Origin of the sequence: Streptomyces sp. NPDC002588 (assembly GCF_040295925.1) — a bacterium.
Taxonomy (GTDB): domain Bacteria; phylum Actinomycetota; class Actinomycetes; order Streptomycetales; family Streptomycetaceae; genus Streptomyces.
The window spans coordinates 17,681-32,475 of the sequence record NZ_JBEOWF010000010.1 but is presented as its reverse complement, the minus strand read 5'-3'; the positions used below and the strand labels follow the sequence as shown (position 1 = coordinate 32,475).

Below are 14,795 nucleotides of genomic sequence, written 5' to 3'. Positions count from 1 at the left end.
TCGTCCCGCGGCGATGTTCAACCTGCGGCGTTCACCAGGGAGGCGAACGTGCCGGGTTCCACCACGGCGGGCAGGCGGCGGTCGAGCAGCGTCGCCATCACCCGGACCAGTTCCCCGGCACTCTCGGCCGAGCGTGCGCGCCAGGCCACGTGGCCGTCGGGGCGGAGGAGCACAGCGCCGTCCTCGTCGGTGCCCCGCACAGCGGCCCACTCCCCCAGCAGATCGCGGAACGACCCGAGGGCTCCGATCGTGCGGACGGCGACGCCGACACCCAACCGCTGCCGCACCTGTTCGGCGGCGTCGGTCCACGCCTCGCCACCGCGACCGGTGATCAGGGCGAAACCGTCGCCGATGAGATCCAGCGTGGACCACTGCCGCCGGCCCCGCTCCAGCCACACGTGCGGCAGGTGCTCCCCGGGCACGGTGGAGGCCCGGTAGACCAGATCCGTGCTCGGCGGCTCTCCCGCGGGGTCGCTCGAGTCCCGCACCAACGCACCGGTCTCGTAGCGGTAGCCGATCTCGACCCCGTGCGCGTTGAGGTTGTACTCCATCAACTCCATAGCCTCGGCGATCGACGCCCTGCGAGACTCGCCCTCCGGGCCCGGTGCGTCCGCCTCGATGATCTTCTGCCACTTGGTGTCCGTGCTCATCTCAGGCGTGACGCCGAACGCACCCGAGACGGTCATGACCTCGCCGGCGGACTGGTACGCCCGGTCGATGACCTGGCGGCCGACCGGCGCCCGTTCCTGGGAGTACGTGTCGAGCAGCCGTGGACCGGCCCGGCCGGACAACACCGCGGCAAGCTTCCAGGCGAGATTGAACCCGTCGGCCACGGCCGTGTTGCTCCCCAGCCCGTTGAACGGAGGGTGGACGTGGACGGCGTCGCCGGCGCAGAAGACCCGGCCCGACGAGTACTGCTCGGCGACGGCGTGGTTCACCTTCCACCTGGTCACGTCGACGATCTCGATCGGGACGCTCCTGTCGCCGATCGACCGGTGGAGCACCTCGCGGATGGCGTCGTGGTCCGTGAGATCGAAGGTGTCGGGATCGATCTGCCAGCTGATCATCCACTCGTCCCAGCGGTTGAGCATGATCCAGGTCGGGAATTCCGTCATGTCGATCGACCAGTACATGGCCGCCGGCCGGTACTCGGCGTAGCGCCTCAGGTCCGCCTTGACCCACACGAAGCCGAAGGTGGCGAGGTCCATCTCGCCGGTCAGGCTGAGCCCGGCCTGCTCGCGCACCGCGCTGTGCGCGCCGTCGGCACCCACCAGGTACCGCGCCCGGACGGTTCGCAGTTCACCGGTCCCGCGGTGCCGGGTGCGGACGTCGACGCCGTCGGGGTGCTCGGTGAAGTCGAGGAACTCCGTGTCGTACCGGAGGTCGGCGAGGCCGGAAGCGACCACGGCGTCGGCGAGGACGGGTTCCAGCCGGTGCTGGTGGATGTTGTACGGCGTGTAGGGGCTGGCCCGCCGGTACCGCTCCTGGTCCTTGAGACCCGCTCCCCAGGCCGTCGCCCGCACCACCTCCGGGCCCGCCATCGAGAGGATGAACGGGTTGTACGGGATGTCCTCGATGCGCACCGCCTTCTCGACGACGTCGTCGGCCACGCCGAGCGCCCGAAAGATCTCCATCGTGCGCTGGTTGGTGATGTGCGCACGCGGCGTGTGTGCCTGGTTGGGGTGGCGGGTGATGATCTGGCACTGGACACCCTGCCGGGCCAGGGCCAGGGCCGTCGTGAGTCCCGCCGGGCCCGCCCCGACAATCAGCACGGGCACGTTCTCGTCGGCCGAACGCTGTTCTCCGCTCGCCATGTCGCGTCACTTCCTCGGGTGTGAGCCGGCCGGCGAGCCCCAGCCGGCGGTTGGCGTCCATCACAACCCGTGGCGCGCGAACGGTGGCGCGGCTGTTCCGGCAGCCGGAACGGTGCTCCTCGATCCGGATCACCGAGGTTCCGTCCAGGCCGCCGTGCGGGGCCGGGTCACCAGCAGGGCGTCAGCGATCGTCGCGGTGGCCGACGTGGCGGTCGGGCGACCGCCGGTCGAGACTCCCCGTCACCGTCCGGCATGATCCCTCGACTCGATCGCCTGACCATCACGGAACTCGGACTCGGTCTCGGACTCCGACTCGGGCTCGGACTCGGGTCGGACGGGTTCGGACACGGCCGGGCGAGCCGCGAGGCCCCGCCCTTCGATGTCGACCTTCGGCAGGATCCGGTCCAGGCCGCGGGGCAGCCACCAGGCGGCGGGGCCGAGCAGGGACATCAGGGCCGGCACGATGGTCATGCGGACCACGAACGCGTCGACCAGGACACCGAAGGCGAGCGCGAAGCCGATCGACTTGACCAGGACCTGGTCCGAGAGGATGAAGCCGCTGAACACGCCGGCCATGATGACCGCGGCGGCGGTGACCACGCGTGCGTTCGTCCGGAAGCCGGCGACGACGGCCTGCACCGGGGCGTCACCGCGCACATGGGCCTCCCTCATCCGGCTGACCAGGAAGACCTGGTAGTCCATGGCCAGGCCGAAGAGGATGCCGACCAGCAGGATGGGCAGCAGGTTCACGATGGGACCGGTCTCGTGGACACCGAACACAGAGCCCAGCCAGCCCCACTGGAAGACCGCGACCACGGCACCGAAGGTGGCGCCGATGCTCAGCAGGAAGCCCAGGGTGGCCTTGAGGGGGATCAGTACCGAGCGGAAGGCCAGCATGAGCAGCAGGACGGCGAGTCCGACGATGATGGCCAGGTACGGCAGCAGGGCGTCACCGATCTTGCGGGACACGTCGATGTTCAGCGCGGTCGTACCGGTGACCGCGACATCGGCGCCGGTCGACCGGCGCAGTGCCGCCTCCTCGTCCCGGATCGCGTTGACCAGATCCGTGGTGGCCTGGTCGGTGGGTCCGCTCTTCGGGATCACGGTCAGCAGCGCGGTCTCGCCGTCGGCACCGAGCCGGGGGGCGCCGACCGCGACCACGTCGGGCAGGACCTGGATCGCGGTGGCCACCCGTGCGGCCCCGGCCCGCACGTTGCCGTCCGCGTCGACGACCACGGTGAGGGGACCGTTGAAGCCCGGCCCGAAGCCCTCCCGGATGAGGTCGTACGCCTTGCGCTGGGTGCTGGCGGCCGGGTAGGTGCCGTCGTCGGGCAGGGCCAGGCGCAACTGCGACAGGGGCAGCGCGACGGTGAGCAGCCCGCCCAGTGCGACGATCAGTACGGGGATCCGGAACCGCGTCACGAACCGCGCCCACCGCTCGCCCATCGCCACCGCGGTGCGCGTGTCGTCCGGGCCGCTCGCGGGTCGCCGTGGGAAGAGGCCGGACCGGCCCCGGGCCACCCGGCCTCCGGCGAAGCCGAGCAGGGCAGGCAGCAGGGTCACCGCGACGAGCACCGCCAGCGCGACGGTGGCCGCCGCGGCGAGCCCCATCGAGCGCAGCACCGGGATGCCCACGACGGACAGGCCGGCCAGTGCGATGACGACGGTCAGGCCGGCGAACACGACCGCGGAGCCGGCCCTGCCCACGGCCCGGCCGGCCGCCTCCGGGCCGGCACCGTGTTCGCGCGCTTCCTGCCGGAACCGGGAGACGATGAACAGCGCGTAGTCGATGCCCACCGCGAGCCCCAGCATCAACGCCAGGACCGTGCTGTTCGCGTTGACGTCGACGAAGCCCGAGGCGATCGCGACGGCCGAGAGTCCCGCGCCGACCCCGACCAGGGCGGTGAGCAGTGGCAGTCCGGCCGCGAGCAGCGACCCGAACGTGATGACCAGCACCAGCGCGGCGACCACGAGCCCGGTCAACTGGGTCGTGCTCTGCTCCGCCTGGACTCCCAGGGCGGTCCCGCCGGCCTCCACCGTCAGCCCGGCCGCCCGGCCGGTGTCCAGCGTGTTCAGCAGTGCCTTCCGGTCGGCGGTGGTCACATCGCCACTGGGCGCCGTGTAGCTGACCTGGACCAGGGCGTACCGGCCGTCGGCGGACAGTGCCCTGGTCCGGTACGGATCGGTGACGGCGACCACCTTCGGCGTGCCCTTGAGCCCGGTGACCGTCTGCTCGACGGCCGCCCTGTTGGCCGACGTGGTCAGTGTCGACCCACTCGGCGCGACGAACACCACCTGCGCGGTGGCCCCTCCGACATGGGCGTCCGGGAACCGGTCGGCGAGCCGGCTGATCGCCTTCTGCGACTCGGTACCGGGGATGTCGAACGAGTTGGACATCTTGCCGGACAGCGTCGCGGCGCCGGTGCCGGCCAGCGCCATCAGCACGAGCCACAGGCCGAGCACGACCAGTCGCCTCCGGTACGAGAACCGGCCGATCTTGTAGAGGAGTGTTGCCACGGCGTCTCCAGCCCTCGGTGTCGATCCCGATCAGGGATGCACCGAAGCTAGCCGTTCGGCAAGGAGTCGCCTAGTCGACCGTAAGGTACACAAAGAGCCGCTCGGCAGGTTGCGGGCGAGCCGACCGTACGGTACAGGATTGCCGCTCGGCAGGTGGTTGCGCTTGCCGGTCAGCAGGTTGTGGGCTTGCCGACCGGCAAACTACTGTTGAGTACGCAGGAGCGGAGCCGCCGCACCGGCTCGACCTTCGGGAGGTAACGTGGTCGCCGCACCGTCACGGACCGCCACGCACACGGTCACCGGCCAGGAAGGCACCCGGGACCGGATCCTCGGTGCCGCGCTCCGGTTGTTCGCCGAGCACAGCTTCGCCGGTACTTCGCTGCAGATGATCGCCGACGAGACGGGCCTCACCAAGGCTGCCGTGTACCACCACTTCCACACCCGTGAGGATCTGCTCACCGCCCTGGGCGAACCGGCGCTGACGGAGATGCGGGCGGCGATCGAGGCGGCCACCGCGCAGCGCACGCCCAGCGCCCGCGCGGAGCGTATGCTCACCGAGTTCGTCGACCTGGCCCTGCGCCACCGCAAGCTGACCTCGATGCTGGCCACCGACCAGGCGATGATCCACCTGTTCCGGACCCAGGGGCACTACGACGAGTTGGTGGGACGCCCGCTCACCCTGCTGGCCGGCTCGGCCCCGGACCCGGCCGGCCGGATCAGCGCGGCAGTGGCACTGGCAGGCATCGCCATCACCGCCGGCCGCGAGCTGACCGACGACCTGGAAGACGACACGGCACGTCGGCACCTGGTCGAGACCGGCCGCCGCATCCTCGGCCTGCGCGCCCCGCGCACTCCCCGCTGAGCCGCCCCACCACGGTCCGTGGGCGGAGTCTCCGACCGGCCGGCGTGTTCAGCGGCCGTGAGCGGCCGTGGCCACCGCCGGGGACAGGCTCCCCACGAGGGTCGGCGGCACCGAACGCCCGATCCTGACCGCCGTCTCCCGCAGGCTGTTGACCAGGACTTCTCCCGTTCCCGCGACCGCCGGGAAGGCGATCGACAGGGCCGCCACCGCCGCACCACCCGCCACGATCGGTACCGCGATGCAGGCAAGCCCCTGCATCGCCTCCTCCCTGTCGGTCGCGAAGCCACGAGTGCGGGTGAGGGCGAGCTCGCGAGCGAAAGCGAGCTGATCAGGAACGTTCCGTCCGGCTCGGGGGCTCGGGATGCCCACTCGGACCCCCACGCCGGTCAGGTCTTCGGCCATCAGAGCCTTCCCGACCGCGGTGCAGTGAGCCGGGAGACTGGCACCGACCACTGCCGGTGTGGGAATCGCCAGATGGGTCCGCAGCTTCTCGATGTAGACGATGTCCGGACCGCGGAGAACGGCCAGGTGCAGGGTCTGCCGGGTCACTCGGTGCAGAGCCTCCATGGCCGGCAGCGCCAGGTTCCGCAGCGCGACCTCGGCGGAAAGCGACCCCACGGCGAACATCCGCAGGCCGATCCGGTAGCCGTCCTCGTACTGCTCGACAGCCCCCATCTCGAGCAGCATCGCCAGCACTCGATGCGTGGTGGACTTCGGCAGTCCACTCCCTCGGGCGATCTGTGCGAAGGACAGGACAGGGCGGTCCGGAGCGAAGGTGCCGAGGACGTCGAACGCCTTCTTCAGCACGGACGGAGCCGCGGTGTCCCGGACGACGTCCACGCGATCAGTCACGTGTCCAGCGCTGTATGACGTCTCCATAGCCTGCTCCCGTCACCGCCATTGGCGACTCTCTAGAATCATCGTTCTAGAGTCCAAGCTAAGCATGCGTTTTCACAGGGTCAACAGTCGGGACATGTTCTCTGCCGCCTGTTCCAGGGAGCGGAACCGCGGGTGGCCGGACATCGTCACGATTCCGCACCGTGGCCGCGAAGTCCGAAACGCACGCAAGACGCTGAGAGCAGGGGATGGCAATGGGCCGCCTGAACGACCGGACAGCCGTGATCACGGGTGGTGGCTCTGGCATGGGCGCCGCCGTCGTCGACAGATTCGTCGAGGAGGGCGCAAGAGTCGTGGTCCTGGACCGCTCCAAGGACAAGCTGGACGGCATCAAGGCCGTCCACGGCGACGCGGTACGCACCGTGCTCGGCAGCGTGACCGACTACGAGGACAACGCACAAGCCTGCTCGATCGCCCAGCAGGAGTTCGGCGGTCTTGACGTCTTCGTCGGCAACGCCGGGCTCTGGGACTTCTCACGTTCGCTGCTCGACACCTCACCGGAACACCTGAGCGCCGGCTTCGACGAACTGTTCGCGGTCAACGTCAAGGGCTACCTTCTGGGAGCGAAGGCCTCCGTGGCAGCCCTCCGGGCGTCCCGGGGATGCATGGTCTTCACGCTCTCGAACGCCGCGCTCTACCCCGGAGGGGGCGGAGTGCTGTACACCGCGGCGAAGCACGCCGGGCTGGGACTGGTGCGCCAGCTGGCCTACGAACTGGCTCCCGAGATCCGGGTCAACGCGGTCGCACCCGGTGGGATGGCCACCGACCTCCGTGGTCCGGCCGCCATGGACCTCTCCGACGAGTCGATCACCACGGCTGTGCCGATCACCCGGATCGTCAGGGACAACTCGGCACTCGAGATCGAGCCGGTGCCCGCGGACTACGCGGAGGCCTACGTCCTGCTGGCTTCCGCACGAGAATCCCGTACCGCCACCGGATCGATCATCGACCTGTCCGGCTTCGGCACACCGCGCCGTCCTCGCTGAGCCGGGCACCTGCGCACGACGAACGGCGCGGGACCCTTTCAGCGATCATGGCCGCGACGGCGCGCCGGCTCAGCCGGCGCGCCGCGCGCCCTCAGCGGCATCGGCGATGGACAGCAGGATCAGGTGGTGCACCCGACGCATCGCCCGCTCGGCCCCCTCGATGTCGCCTTGGAGCAGGCTTCCCCTGGTCAGCACCATGGTGAGGTCCGCCAACTCGATGGCCAGCCCTGCGGGATCCGGCACACCGGAGTCGCGGGCAGCGGGCTCCACCACGCTGACGATCTCCCGCACGGTGTAGTCCGTGACCTCGCGGAGCACCATCCGGATGGCCTCCTCCTCGTGGCTCTCCAACTGGAAGGCGGGTTCGAGCCGGAAGAAGGCCGAGTTGGCGGCGATGGCTTTGGCGGCGGCCTCGAAGAACTGGCAGAGCCGTTCGGCCGGGCCGCCCTCGAGGTCCGCCGCCCGTGGCATCCGGGCGAAGAAGGCCCGCGCGCCGCGCTGCATGACGGCCAGCGCCACACCGGCTTTGTTGCCGAAATGCCAGTACACGGAACCCGTCGGCAGTCCTGAGACCTTGCACACCGCGGCGATCGATGTGCCCCTGTAGCCGCGCGTGGCAAACAGCCCTTCCGCGGCGTCCAGGATCAGATCCCGGGATTTCGCGGCGTCTCGCCCTTCCATCTTGCTCACCGTCTGACGATATCTGACGGGGTGACCGGGCCAGGAGACCGTCCGCGGGAACCCTCGCCACCGGCCCCGCCACCGTATCCGGACAGCGGTCGATCCCCGTGTCCAGGCGTTCCGGCGACCGGAACGAAGGCTGGTCCCCATCCGCCCTCCCAGGCACCGTTCGGACCACGACACCCCGCACCACACCGATCGGAAGCACCGCCGGCTCCGCGCCGGCAACCGACCGGACGCAGGCCAAGGAAGGAGTGCCATGGCTGTTGATCTGACACAGCTCATCGACTCGGCACGAGGCGAGATCGATCCGACCATCTACACCGACGAGGACCTGTACCAGCTCGAACTGGAGCGGATCTTCGCTCGTAGCTGGCTGTTCCTCGCTCATGAGTCCCAGCTGGCCAAGCCGGGATCGTTCGTCCAGACGTACATGGGCGAGGACCCCGTGCTCGTGGTGCGGCAGCGTGACGGGTCGATCAAGGCCTTCCTCAACCAGTGCCGACACCGCGGGATGCGGATCTGCCGGGCCGACTCCGGGACGGCGAAGGCGTTCACCTGTACGTATCACGGGTGGAGCTACGACATCGCCGGCAACCTGGTGAGCGTCCCGCAACTGGAGCGGGGATACAAGAACGAGATGGACAAGGCGGCCTGGGGACCGACGCAGGTCCCTCGGCTGGCCGCCTACAAGGGGTTCGTCTTCGGCAACTGGGACCCCGAGGCACCGAGCTTCGAGGACTACCTCGGCGACTACGCCTGGTACTTCGACGCCTACGTCGACAAGTACGAAGGCGGTCTGGAAGTCGTCGGCGGGATGCACCGCTGGGTGGTCCCGTGCAACTGGAAGTTCGGCGCGGAGCAGTTCGCCAGCGACATGTACCACATCGCGATCTCGCATTCGTCGGGGTTCTCCGTCCTCGCTCCCGAGGGTGCCGAGGCCGAGTTCATCGAGATGGCGAGCGGCGGTCCGGGGCGCCAGTTCAGTTCACCGCTCGGGCACGGCACCGGCTTCTGGACGGCCCCCACCCCGGACTTCGCGGGACCCGTCGCGGACGCCTGGCTGGCGACCCAGCGGGAGAGCATCGTCGCCCGGGTCGGTGAGGCACGCTCGACGTTCCAGGGCCACAACACGGTCTTCCCGAACTTCTCCTTCCTGACGCCCTACAACACCATGCGCGTGTGGCATCCCCGCGGGCCGGGGGAGATCGAGGTGTGGGGCTGGGCACTGGTTCCCGCGGCCGCGCCGCCCGAGGTCAAACGGGCCATGCAGGTGATCACCTCCCGGAGCTTCAGCCCGGCCGGCCTTTTCGAGCCGGACGACAGCGAGAACTGGACGGAGATCCAGCGGGTCCTCCGCGGCCACAAGGCCCGGGACACGAAGTTCAACATGCGGATGGGGCTGGGGTACTCCGACCAGGACGCCGGCGGGTTGCCCGGATCGACCGCGGACGTGTACAGCGAGGCAGCCGCCCGCGGCATGTACCAGCGGTGGGCCGACATGCTGACCGCCGCCACCTGGGACGAGCTCGACAAGCTGACCCAGGCCCGCACCGCGGCCCCGGAAGGAGCCCTCTCATGACCGGTATCCTCCGAGCGTCGACCAGCGTCAGCACACAACTCCAGCACGAGATCGAGCAGTTCCTCTACGCGGAGGCGGCGCTGCTGGACGCCCACGACGTGGACGAATGGTTCACGCTGATGGCCCCGGACATCCACTACCACATGCCGGTGCGGAGCAACCGGCAGCATCGCGAGCTGGCGCAAGAGGTGTCGGTGGTCGGGGAACTCGCCCACTTCGACGAGACGTACGACGAGATCTACCAGCGCGTCCGACGGCTCCGGCTGGGCACCGCCTGGGCCGAGGACCCGCCGAGCCGGACCCGTCGCCTGATCACCAACGTCCGGGTACGGCCGACCGAGGACGAGGACAAGGACGAATACCACGTCGAGTCCAACTTCCTCGTGTACCGAACGCGGTTGGAGCGCGACCAGGACCTGTTCGCGGGAAAGCGGTCGGATCTCCTCCGGCCGACGGACAACGGCCTGGGCTGGCAGATCGCCCGTCGCACGATCCTGCTCGACCAGAGCACCGTCCTGGGCAAGAACATCAGCATCTTCCTCTGACATCGTCCCCGGTGGCGCACTCGCACGTCGCCGCCGGGGCCACGACACCTTTTGACAGCCAGATCGCAAGGAGGTCGCGGTGACCTGGATCCGCGCCTGCACCGTCCAGCAGATCCCCGAGGACGAGGGATTCCGGCTGGCCACCACACCGCCGATCGCGGTCTTCAGGGCGGCGGGCGAGTTCTTCGCCACCGGCGACACCTGTACGCACGACGAGTTCTCCCTGGCCGAGGGGTACCTCGACGGCGACGTGGTCGAGTGCCCGTTGCACATGGCCAGGTTCTGCCTGCGCACGGGAAAGGTGCTCGCGCCGCCCGCGGTCGTCCCGCTGGAGACCTATCCGGTCCGCCTGGACGGGGACGACCTGTACATCGACGTCCCTGAGCACAGCGGCGACCGCTGACATGTCCGGACGCCCCGCCCGGCGTCGAGGAGAGGATGACCATGAAGATCACATCGCTTGGGTACCTGCGGGTGGAGTCCCCCGATGCCAAGGAGTGGGCCACGTTCGGCCCGGAGGTGCTCGGCCTCGCCGTCTCGGAGGACCTGGCCGGACGGCCGGACACCGTGACGCTCACCAACGACGACCGGCCGGGCCGGCTCCAGGTCATCGAAGGGCCACGCAACCGGGTGCAGTGTGTCGGGTGGGAGCTGCCCACCGCCGGGGACCTGGAGGACGCGGTGGCCTCGCTCGAGCGGGCCGGGGTGGCCGTGGAGCGGGGCACCGAGGAGGAGTGCCGGGCGGCGCGGGTCCGCAGGCTGGTGCGCTTCACCGACCCCGCGGGCTTCACACACGAGTTGTTCTACGGCCAACTGGTGGTGCCGGGTTCGTTCCGGCCCGGCCGCGGCACGACCGGGTTCGTCACCCGCGGTCAGGGGCTGGGCCACATCGTGCTCGTCGTTCCCGACCTCGCCGAGTCCCTCGACTTCTTCTGTACGGTGCTGGGTTTCCGGGTGAGCGACGAGATCGACTTCGCCGGCAACACGCTCGTCTTCCTGCACGTCAACCCCCGGCACCACAGTCTGGCGATCATGGGTGTCCCGGGCATGCGCGGCATGCATCACCTGATGCTGCAGGTGGACGACGTCGATGACGTGGGCATGGCCCACGACCTCTGCCTGGACCGGGACATCCCGCTGGCGATGACCCTCGGCCGGCACACGAACGACCGGATGCTCAGCTTCTACGTCCGCACCCCCAGCGGCTTCGAGATCGAATACGGCTGGGGAGCCGAGACCGTCGACGATTCCGACGAGTGGGTGGTGACCCACATGCAGAGCACGAGCATCTGGGGGCACCGGCCCGGCAACGCTCCCGCACCGGCATGCATGGAGCCGGTGGAGCCGGCTGCCTCCTGACACCCCGCTCCCGTCACACCCCCGCCGCCGTCCGGAACGACCCGGAATGACGCGGAAAGAAAAGAAAGAGGAAAGCGAGATCATGTATTCCCCCCCTGGCACGTTGATCAAGACGGGCGAGTTCCAGACCCACTACATCGAGCAGGGCACCGGCGAGCCGGTGATCCTGGTCCACGGCGGTGGCGCCGGTGCCGACGGCACGTCCAACTGGACCAACTGCCTGCCCTTCTTCGCGCGGAGCAAGCGGGCGATCGCGGTCGACATGGTCGGATTCGGACACTCGGACGCGCCCGACCCGGCCGAGTTCACCTACAGCCAGGACGCGCGCACCACGCAGCTCATCGACTTCATCGAGGCGCTCGGGCTGGAGAAGGTCAGCCTGGTGGGCAACTCCATGGGCGGAGCCACCTCCCTGGGCGTCGCCATGCGCCGTCCCGACCTGGTCGAGAACCTCGTCCTGATGGGCAGCGCGGGCATGCCGGGCCCCACGAGCCCGGCGCTGGCACCGCTCGTCGAGTACGACTTCACGGTCGAGGGCATGCGCCGGATCATCGCCGCGCTGGCCAACCCCCACTTCACCGCCACCGAGGACCAGGTCCGGTACCGCCACGAGCTCTCCGCGCGACCGGCGACCAGGGCGGCCTACACGGCCATGATGGTCTGGGTGCGTGAGCACTCGCTGGCCTACACGACCGAGCAGATCGCGCAGGTCAAGACCCGCACACTGGTGGTGCACGGCAAGGACGACCTGGTCGTGCCCGTCACCCAGGCGTACGAGTTCCTGGATCTGCTGGAGAACTCGTCCGGGTACGTGATCCCGAACTGCCGTCACTGGGCGATGATCGAGTACCCGGAGCTCTTCTCCGCCGTCACCCTGGCTTTCCTCGACGGTTATCGCGGGACCACCGCGAGCTCCGACACGACAGGAAGGTAGGCGGACGTGCCCGGGACCCACACACGGGTCGTGGTGGTCGGCGCCTCGCTGGCCGGAGTGCACACCGTGCGAGCGTTGCGCGCTCGTGAGTACGCCGGCGAGATCGTCCTCGTCGGTGCCGAGCCCGGTGCCGCCGACGGGGTCGCCGTCGACCGCCCCGCCCTGTCCAAGGAGTTCCTCACCGACACGGAACCGTCGGCCGTGCCGGTGCTCTCCCCCGGTGACCTGGCGGACCTCGACGCGCGGCTCGTACGGGGGCGGGCCGTCGACCTGGACCTCCGGACCCGGCACGTCGTCCTGCACGAGGGGCGACGCCTGGAGTACTCCGCGCTGGTCGTGGCCACCGGCTCCACGCCGCGGACGCTGCCGGGGGTGGAGACCCTGCGGGGCGTCCACACCCTGCGGACCCTGGCGGATGCGACGGACATCCGGGCGGCGTGTACGCCGGGCACCCGGGTCGTCGTGATCGGAGGCGGGTTCATCGGGGCCGAGACCGCGTGGGCGGCCCGGGCACGGGGATGCTCGGTGACCGTCGTCGAGATGCTTCCGGCGATGCTGCTGCGTGGCGTCGGGCCGCTGCTGGGCGAGGCGTTCACGCGCCGGTACGCAGCCGCCGGGATCGACCTGCGCATGAACACGGGCGTCGCTGGCATCGAGGGCCGCGACCGGGCCGAGGGGGTTCGGCTGACCGATGGTTCCCGCCTTCCGGCCGACGTCGTCGTCCTCGGGCTCGGGACCCGCCCGGAGACCTCGTGGCTGGACAGCTCGGGCCTGGACCTGCGCGACGGTGTGGTCTGCGACGAACGCCTGGCGGCTCGCGGCGCCCAGGACGTGTTCGCCGTCGGTGACGTCGTCCGCTGGCGGAACCCGCGGTACGGCGAGGACACCCGGGTCGAGCACTACACCAACGCGGTGGAGACCGCCGGCGTGGTGGCCGCCAACCTCACCGGCGGGGATCAGCGGCACGATGCCCTGCCCTATGTGTGGAGCGACCAACTGGACTCACGTCTCCAGGTATTCGGCCGGATCCGGCCCCAGGACGACCTGCACGTCGTCCAGGGCGACCTCGGCGGATCGTTCGTCGCCATCTCCGGCGGGGACGGCGTACTGCAGGGGGCCGTGGGGTTCGGCGCCGTCCGGCAGCTGATGCCGTATCGGAGGATGCTGGCTTCGGGCACGAGCTGGGACGAGGCCCGGGGCATGGCGGACGGGACTCCTGCCGACGCGCAAGCCCACCCCCTGGTCCGTCCACGCCCATGACGCCCCGACCAGTGACGCGTGGACGTCGAACGACAAGCCGAGGCTCGTAGGCGTCGAGCTTGGTCGTCGCCTCGTGCGGGACCTGCCCCGTCCTCAGGGATGGAGGGTGGCGCTGGCCACGACCGAGCGGTCGGTGGCGACCAGGTGCACCTTGGTCACGGGCGGCGAGCCGGCGGGGTAGGGAGTGACCCATTGGGTGTAGCCGGCAACCAGCGGGAAGGTGCCGATGGTGGTGGTGGATCCGTCCGCCCGTTCGATCCGGCAGGTGACTGTGCCGTGAAGGGCCGCCCGGGCGCGTGGCGGGAGGTCGTCGGCGTCCACCGACATGTACAGCCAGTGCGGCCGGCCCGTGTAGGCGAAGACGCGTCCGACGTCCTGACTGTGGGAGGTGAGGTCCGCGCTGAGCAGTCGATCGGGCCGGGTGGGGCCGGCGCCGGGCGGTGAGGCCGCGGAGGTGACGCCGATCGCCCATCCGCCCACGGCCAGCGCCGCGGCTGCCACGGCGGTCGCGACGCCGAGGGCGAACCGTTGGCGCAGTGTCCGGCGACGGCGGCGGGGCGGCAGGCCGATGCGCTGGAGCACGCGGGTCTCGAACCCCAGGGGCGGCTCGCGTTCGGGAATCAGGTGGAGCAGTTCGTCGGCCGTGCGCGCCAGCTCCCGGACGTTCTCCCGGCAGGCGGGACAGCGTTGCAGGTGGGCCAGGGCCGCGGCGCGCTCCTGGGCGGGCAGTACTCCCAGTGCCACTTCGGCGGCGATGTCCCGCAGTCGTCGGCACGCGAACGCGTCGTCGCCGGTCATGATGTCGTGTCCTGCCTGTGCGTCAGGGCCTCGCGGAGCTTGGCCAGCGCCGTCCTGATCCGGGTCTTGGCGGTGCCGAGGGGCACCTGTTCCAGGTCCGCCACCTGCTTCGCGGTCATCCCGTAGACGCCGGCCATGACGATGGCGCGGGCCTGGCCCGGCGGCAGCTCCCCGATGGCCCGCCGCAACTCGGCCGAGTCCTCGTCGGCCACTGCCAGCCGTTCGGGGGTGTCGGTGGTCGCTTCCAGCAGCGGTGCCATCCGGGTGGGGTCCACGGGGACGGCTCTGCGGGAGCGCATGGCGTCGATCGCCAGGTTGTGGGCGATGGCCGTCAACCAGGTGCGGACCGATCCGCGGCGTGAGTCGTAGACCTGGGCGTGGCGCCAGGCCTGTTCGAAGGTCTGCTGTGCCACGTCCTCCGCGAGCTGGGCGTCGCCGGTGACCGTCATGGCCACCCCGAAGACCTTGTGCTGGAACCGGCGGACGAACGCCACCGCGAACTCGGGGTCGTCGGTCGTCAGGCCCGCCAGCAGCGCGTCGTCGGGCATCCGCTCCAGAGA

14 protein-coding genes are annotated in these 14,795 nt (G+C 70.1%); 8 read left to right on the top strand and 6 right to left on the bottom strand.

Annotated features, from left to right (window positions below):
• Positions 1 to 17: 17 nt before the first annotated feature.
• Both ABT057_RS13375 and ABT057_RS13370 read right to left on the bottom strand, forming a co-directional pair.
• Positions 18 to 1,814 carry an FAD-dependent monooxygenase gene (locus ABT057_RS13375; RefSeq protein ID WP_352342907.1) on the bottom strand — a complete coding sequence of 599 codons (1,797 nt, stop codon included), beginning with the start codon at positions 1,812 to 1,814 and terminating at the stop codon, positions 18 to 20.
• A 240-nt stretch (positions 1,815 to 2,054) separates the two neighbouring features.
• The gene (locus tag ABT057_RS13370) at positions 2,055 to 4,331 is read right to left on the bottom strand and encodes an MMPL family transporter (protein ID WP_352342906.1); all 2,277 of its coding nucleotides are present in this window, start codon (positions 4,329 to 4,331) and stop codon (positions 2,055 to 2,057) included.
• Between the two features lie 259 nt (positions 4,332 to 4,590).
• Here ABT057_RS13370 and ABT057_RS13365 point away from each other — a divergent pair, with 259 nt between their 5' ends.
• A complete protein-coding gene (locus ABT057_RS13365; RefSeq protein ID WP_352342905.1) occupies positions 4,591 to 5,193 on the top strand; it encodes a TetR/AcrR family transcriptional regulator in 603 nt (200 codons plus the stop codon).
• Between the two features lie 48 nt (positions 5,194 to 5,241).
• On the opposite strand, the gene ABT057_RS13360 is transcribed toward ABT057_RS13365, so the two are convergent.
• Positions 5,242 to 6,045: an IclR family transcriptional regulator gene (locus ABT057_RS13360; RefSeq protein ID WP_352342904.1), complete on the bottom strand. Its 804-nt coding sequence runs from the start codon at positions 6,043 to 6,045 to the stop codon at positions 5,242 to 5,244.
• A 233-nt stretch (positions 6,046 to 6,278) separates the two neighbouring features.
• Here ABT057_RS13360 and hcaB point away from each other — a divergent pair, with 233 nt between their 5' ends.
• Positions 6,279 to 7,076, top strand: coding sequence for a 3-(cis-5,6-dihydroxycyclohexa-1,3-dien-1-yl)propanoate dehydrogenase (gene hcaB / locus ABT057_RS13355; protein WP_352342903.1), 798 nt, complete (start codon positions 6,279 to 6,281; stop codon positions 7,074 to 7,076).
• A 69-nt stretch (positions 7,077 to 7,145) separates the two neighbouring features.
• Here hcaB and ABT057_RS13350 read toward each other — a convergent pair whose 3' ends face one another.
• Positions 7,146 to 7,757: a TetR/AcrR family transcriptional regulator gene (locus ABT057_RS13350; RefSeq protein WP_352343160.1), complete on the bottom strand. Its 612-nt coding sequence runs from the start codon at positions 7,755 to 7,757 to the stop codon at positions 7,146 to 7,148.
• A 259-nt stretch (positions 7,758 to 8,016) separates the two neighbouring features.
• On the opposite strand from ABT057_RS13350, the gene ABT057_RS13345 reads away from it, so the two are divergent.
• From ABT057_RS13345 to ABT057_RS13320, 6 genes are all read left to right on the top strand, one after another.
• Positions 8,017 to 9,339 carry an aromatic ring-hydroxylating dioxygenase subunit alpha gene (locus ABT057_RS13345; RefSeq protein ID WP_352342902.1) on the top strand — a complete coding sequence of 441 codons (1,323 nt, stop codon included), beginning with the start codon at positions 8,017 to 8,019 and terminating at the stop codon, positions 9,337 to 9,339.
• Positions 9,336 to 9,884 carry a 3-phenylpropionate/cinnamic acid dioxygenase subunit beta gene (locus ABT057_RS13340; protein ID WP_352342901.1) on the top strand — a complete coding sequence of 183 codons (549 nt, stop codon included), beginning with the start codon at positions 9,336 to 9,338 and terminating at the stop codon, positions 9,882 to 9,884. Before ABT057_RS13345 ends, ABT057_RS13340 begins: the two co-directional genes overlap by 4 nt.
• A 79-nt stretch (positions 9,885 to 9,963) precedes the next feature.
• Positions 9,964 to 10,287: a bifunctional 3-phenylpropionate/cinnamic acid dioxygenase ferredoxin subunit gene (locus ABT057_RS13335; protein ID WP_352342900.1), complete on the top strand. Its 324-nt coding sequence runs from the start codon at positions 9,964 to 9,966 to the stop codon at positions 10,285 to 10,287.
• A 41-nt stretch (positions 10,288 to 10,328) separates the two neighbouring features.
• Positions 10,329 to 11,243: a VOC family protein gene (locus ABT057_RS13330; RefSeq protein WP_352342899.1), complete on the top strand. Its 915-nt coding sequence runs from the start codon at positions 10,329 to 10,331 to the stop codon at positions 11,241 to 11,243.
• Positions 11,244 to 11,325: 82 nt separating this feature from the next.
• A complete protein-coding gene (locus ABT057_RS13325) occupies positions 11,326 to 12,177 on the top strand; it encodes an alpha/beta fold hydrolase (RefSeq protein WP_352342897.1) in 852 nt (283 codons plus the stop codon).
• A 6-nt stretch (positions 12,178 to 12,183) separates the two neighbouring features.
• Positions 12,184 to 13,437, top strand: coding sequence for an NAD(P)/FAD-dependent oxidoreductase (locus tag ABT057_RS13320; RefSeq protein ID WP_352342895.1), 1,254 nt, complete (start codon positions 12,184 to 12,186; stop codon positions 13,435 to 13,437).
• Between the two features lie 93 nt (positions 13,438 to 13,530).
• Here the strand turns inward: ABT057_RS13320 and ABT057_RS13315 are convergent, their stop codons facing one another.
• Positions 13,531 to 14,235, bottom strand: a complete 705-nt coding sequence (locus tag ABT057_RS13315; protein ID WP_352342894.1) for a hypothetical protein — start codon at positions 14,233 to 14,235, stop codon at positions 13,531 to 13,533.
• The gene (locus tag ABT057_RS13310; RefSeq protein WP_352342893.1) at positions 14,232 to 14,783 is read right to left on the bottom strand and encodes an RNA polymerase sigma factor; all 552 of its coding nucleotides are present in this window, start codon (positions 14,781 to 14,783) and stop codon (positions 14,232 to 14,234) included. The genes ABT057_RS13315 and ABT057_RS13310 overlap by 4 nt, the downstream gene beginning before the upstream one ends.
• Positions 14,784 to 14,795 lie beyond the last annotated feature (12 nt).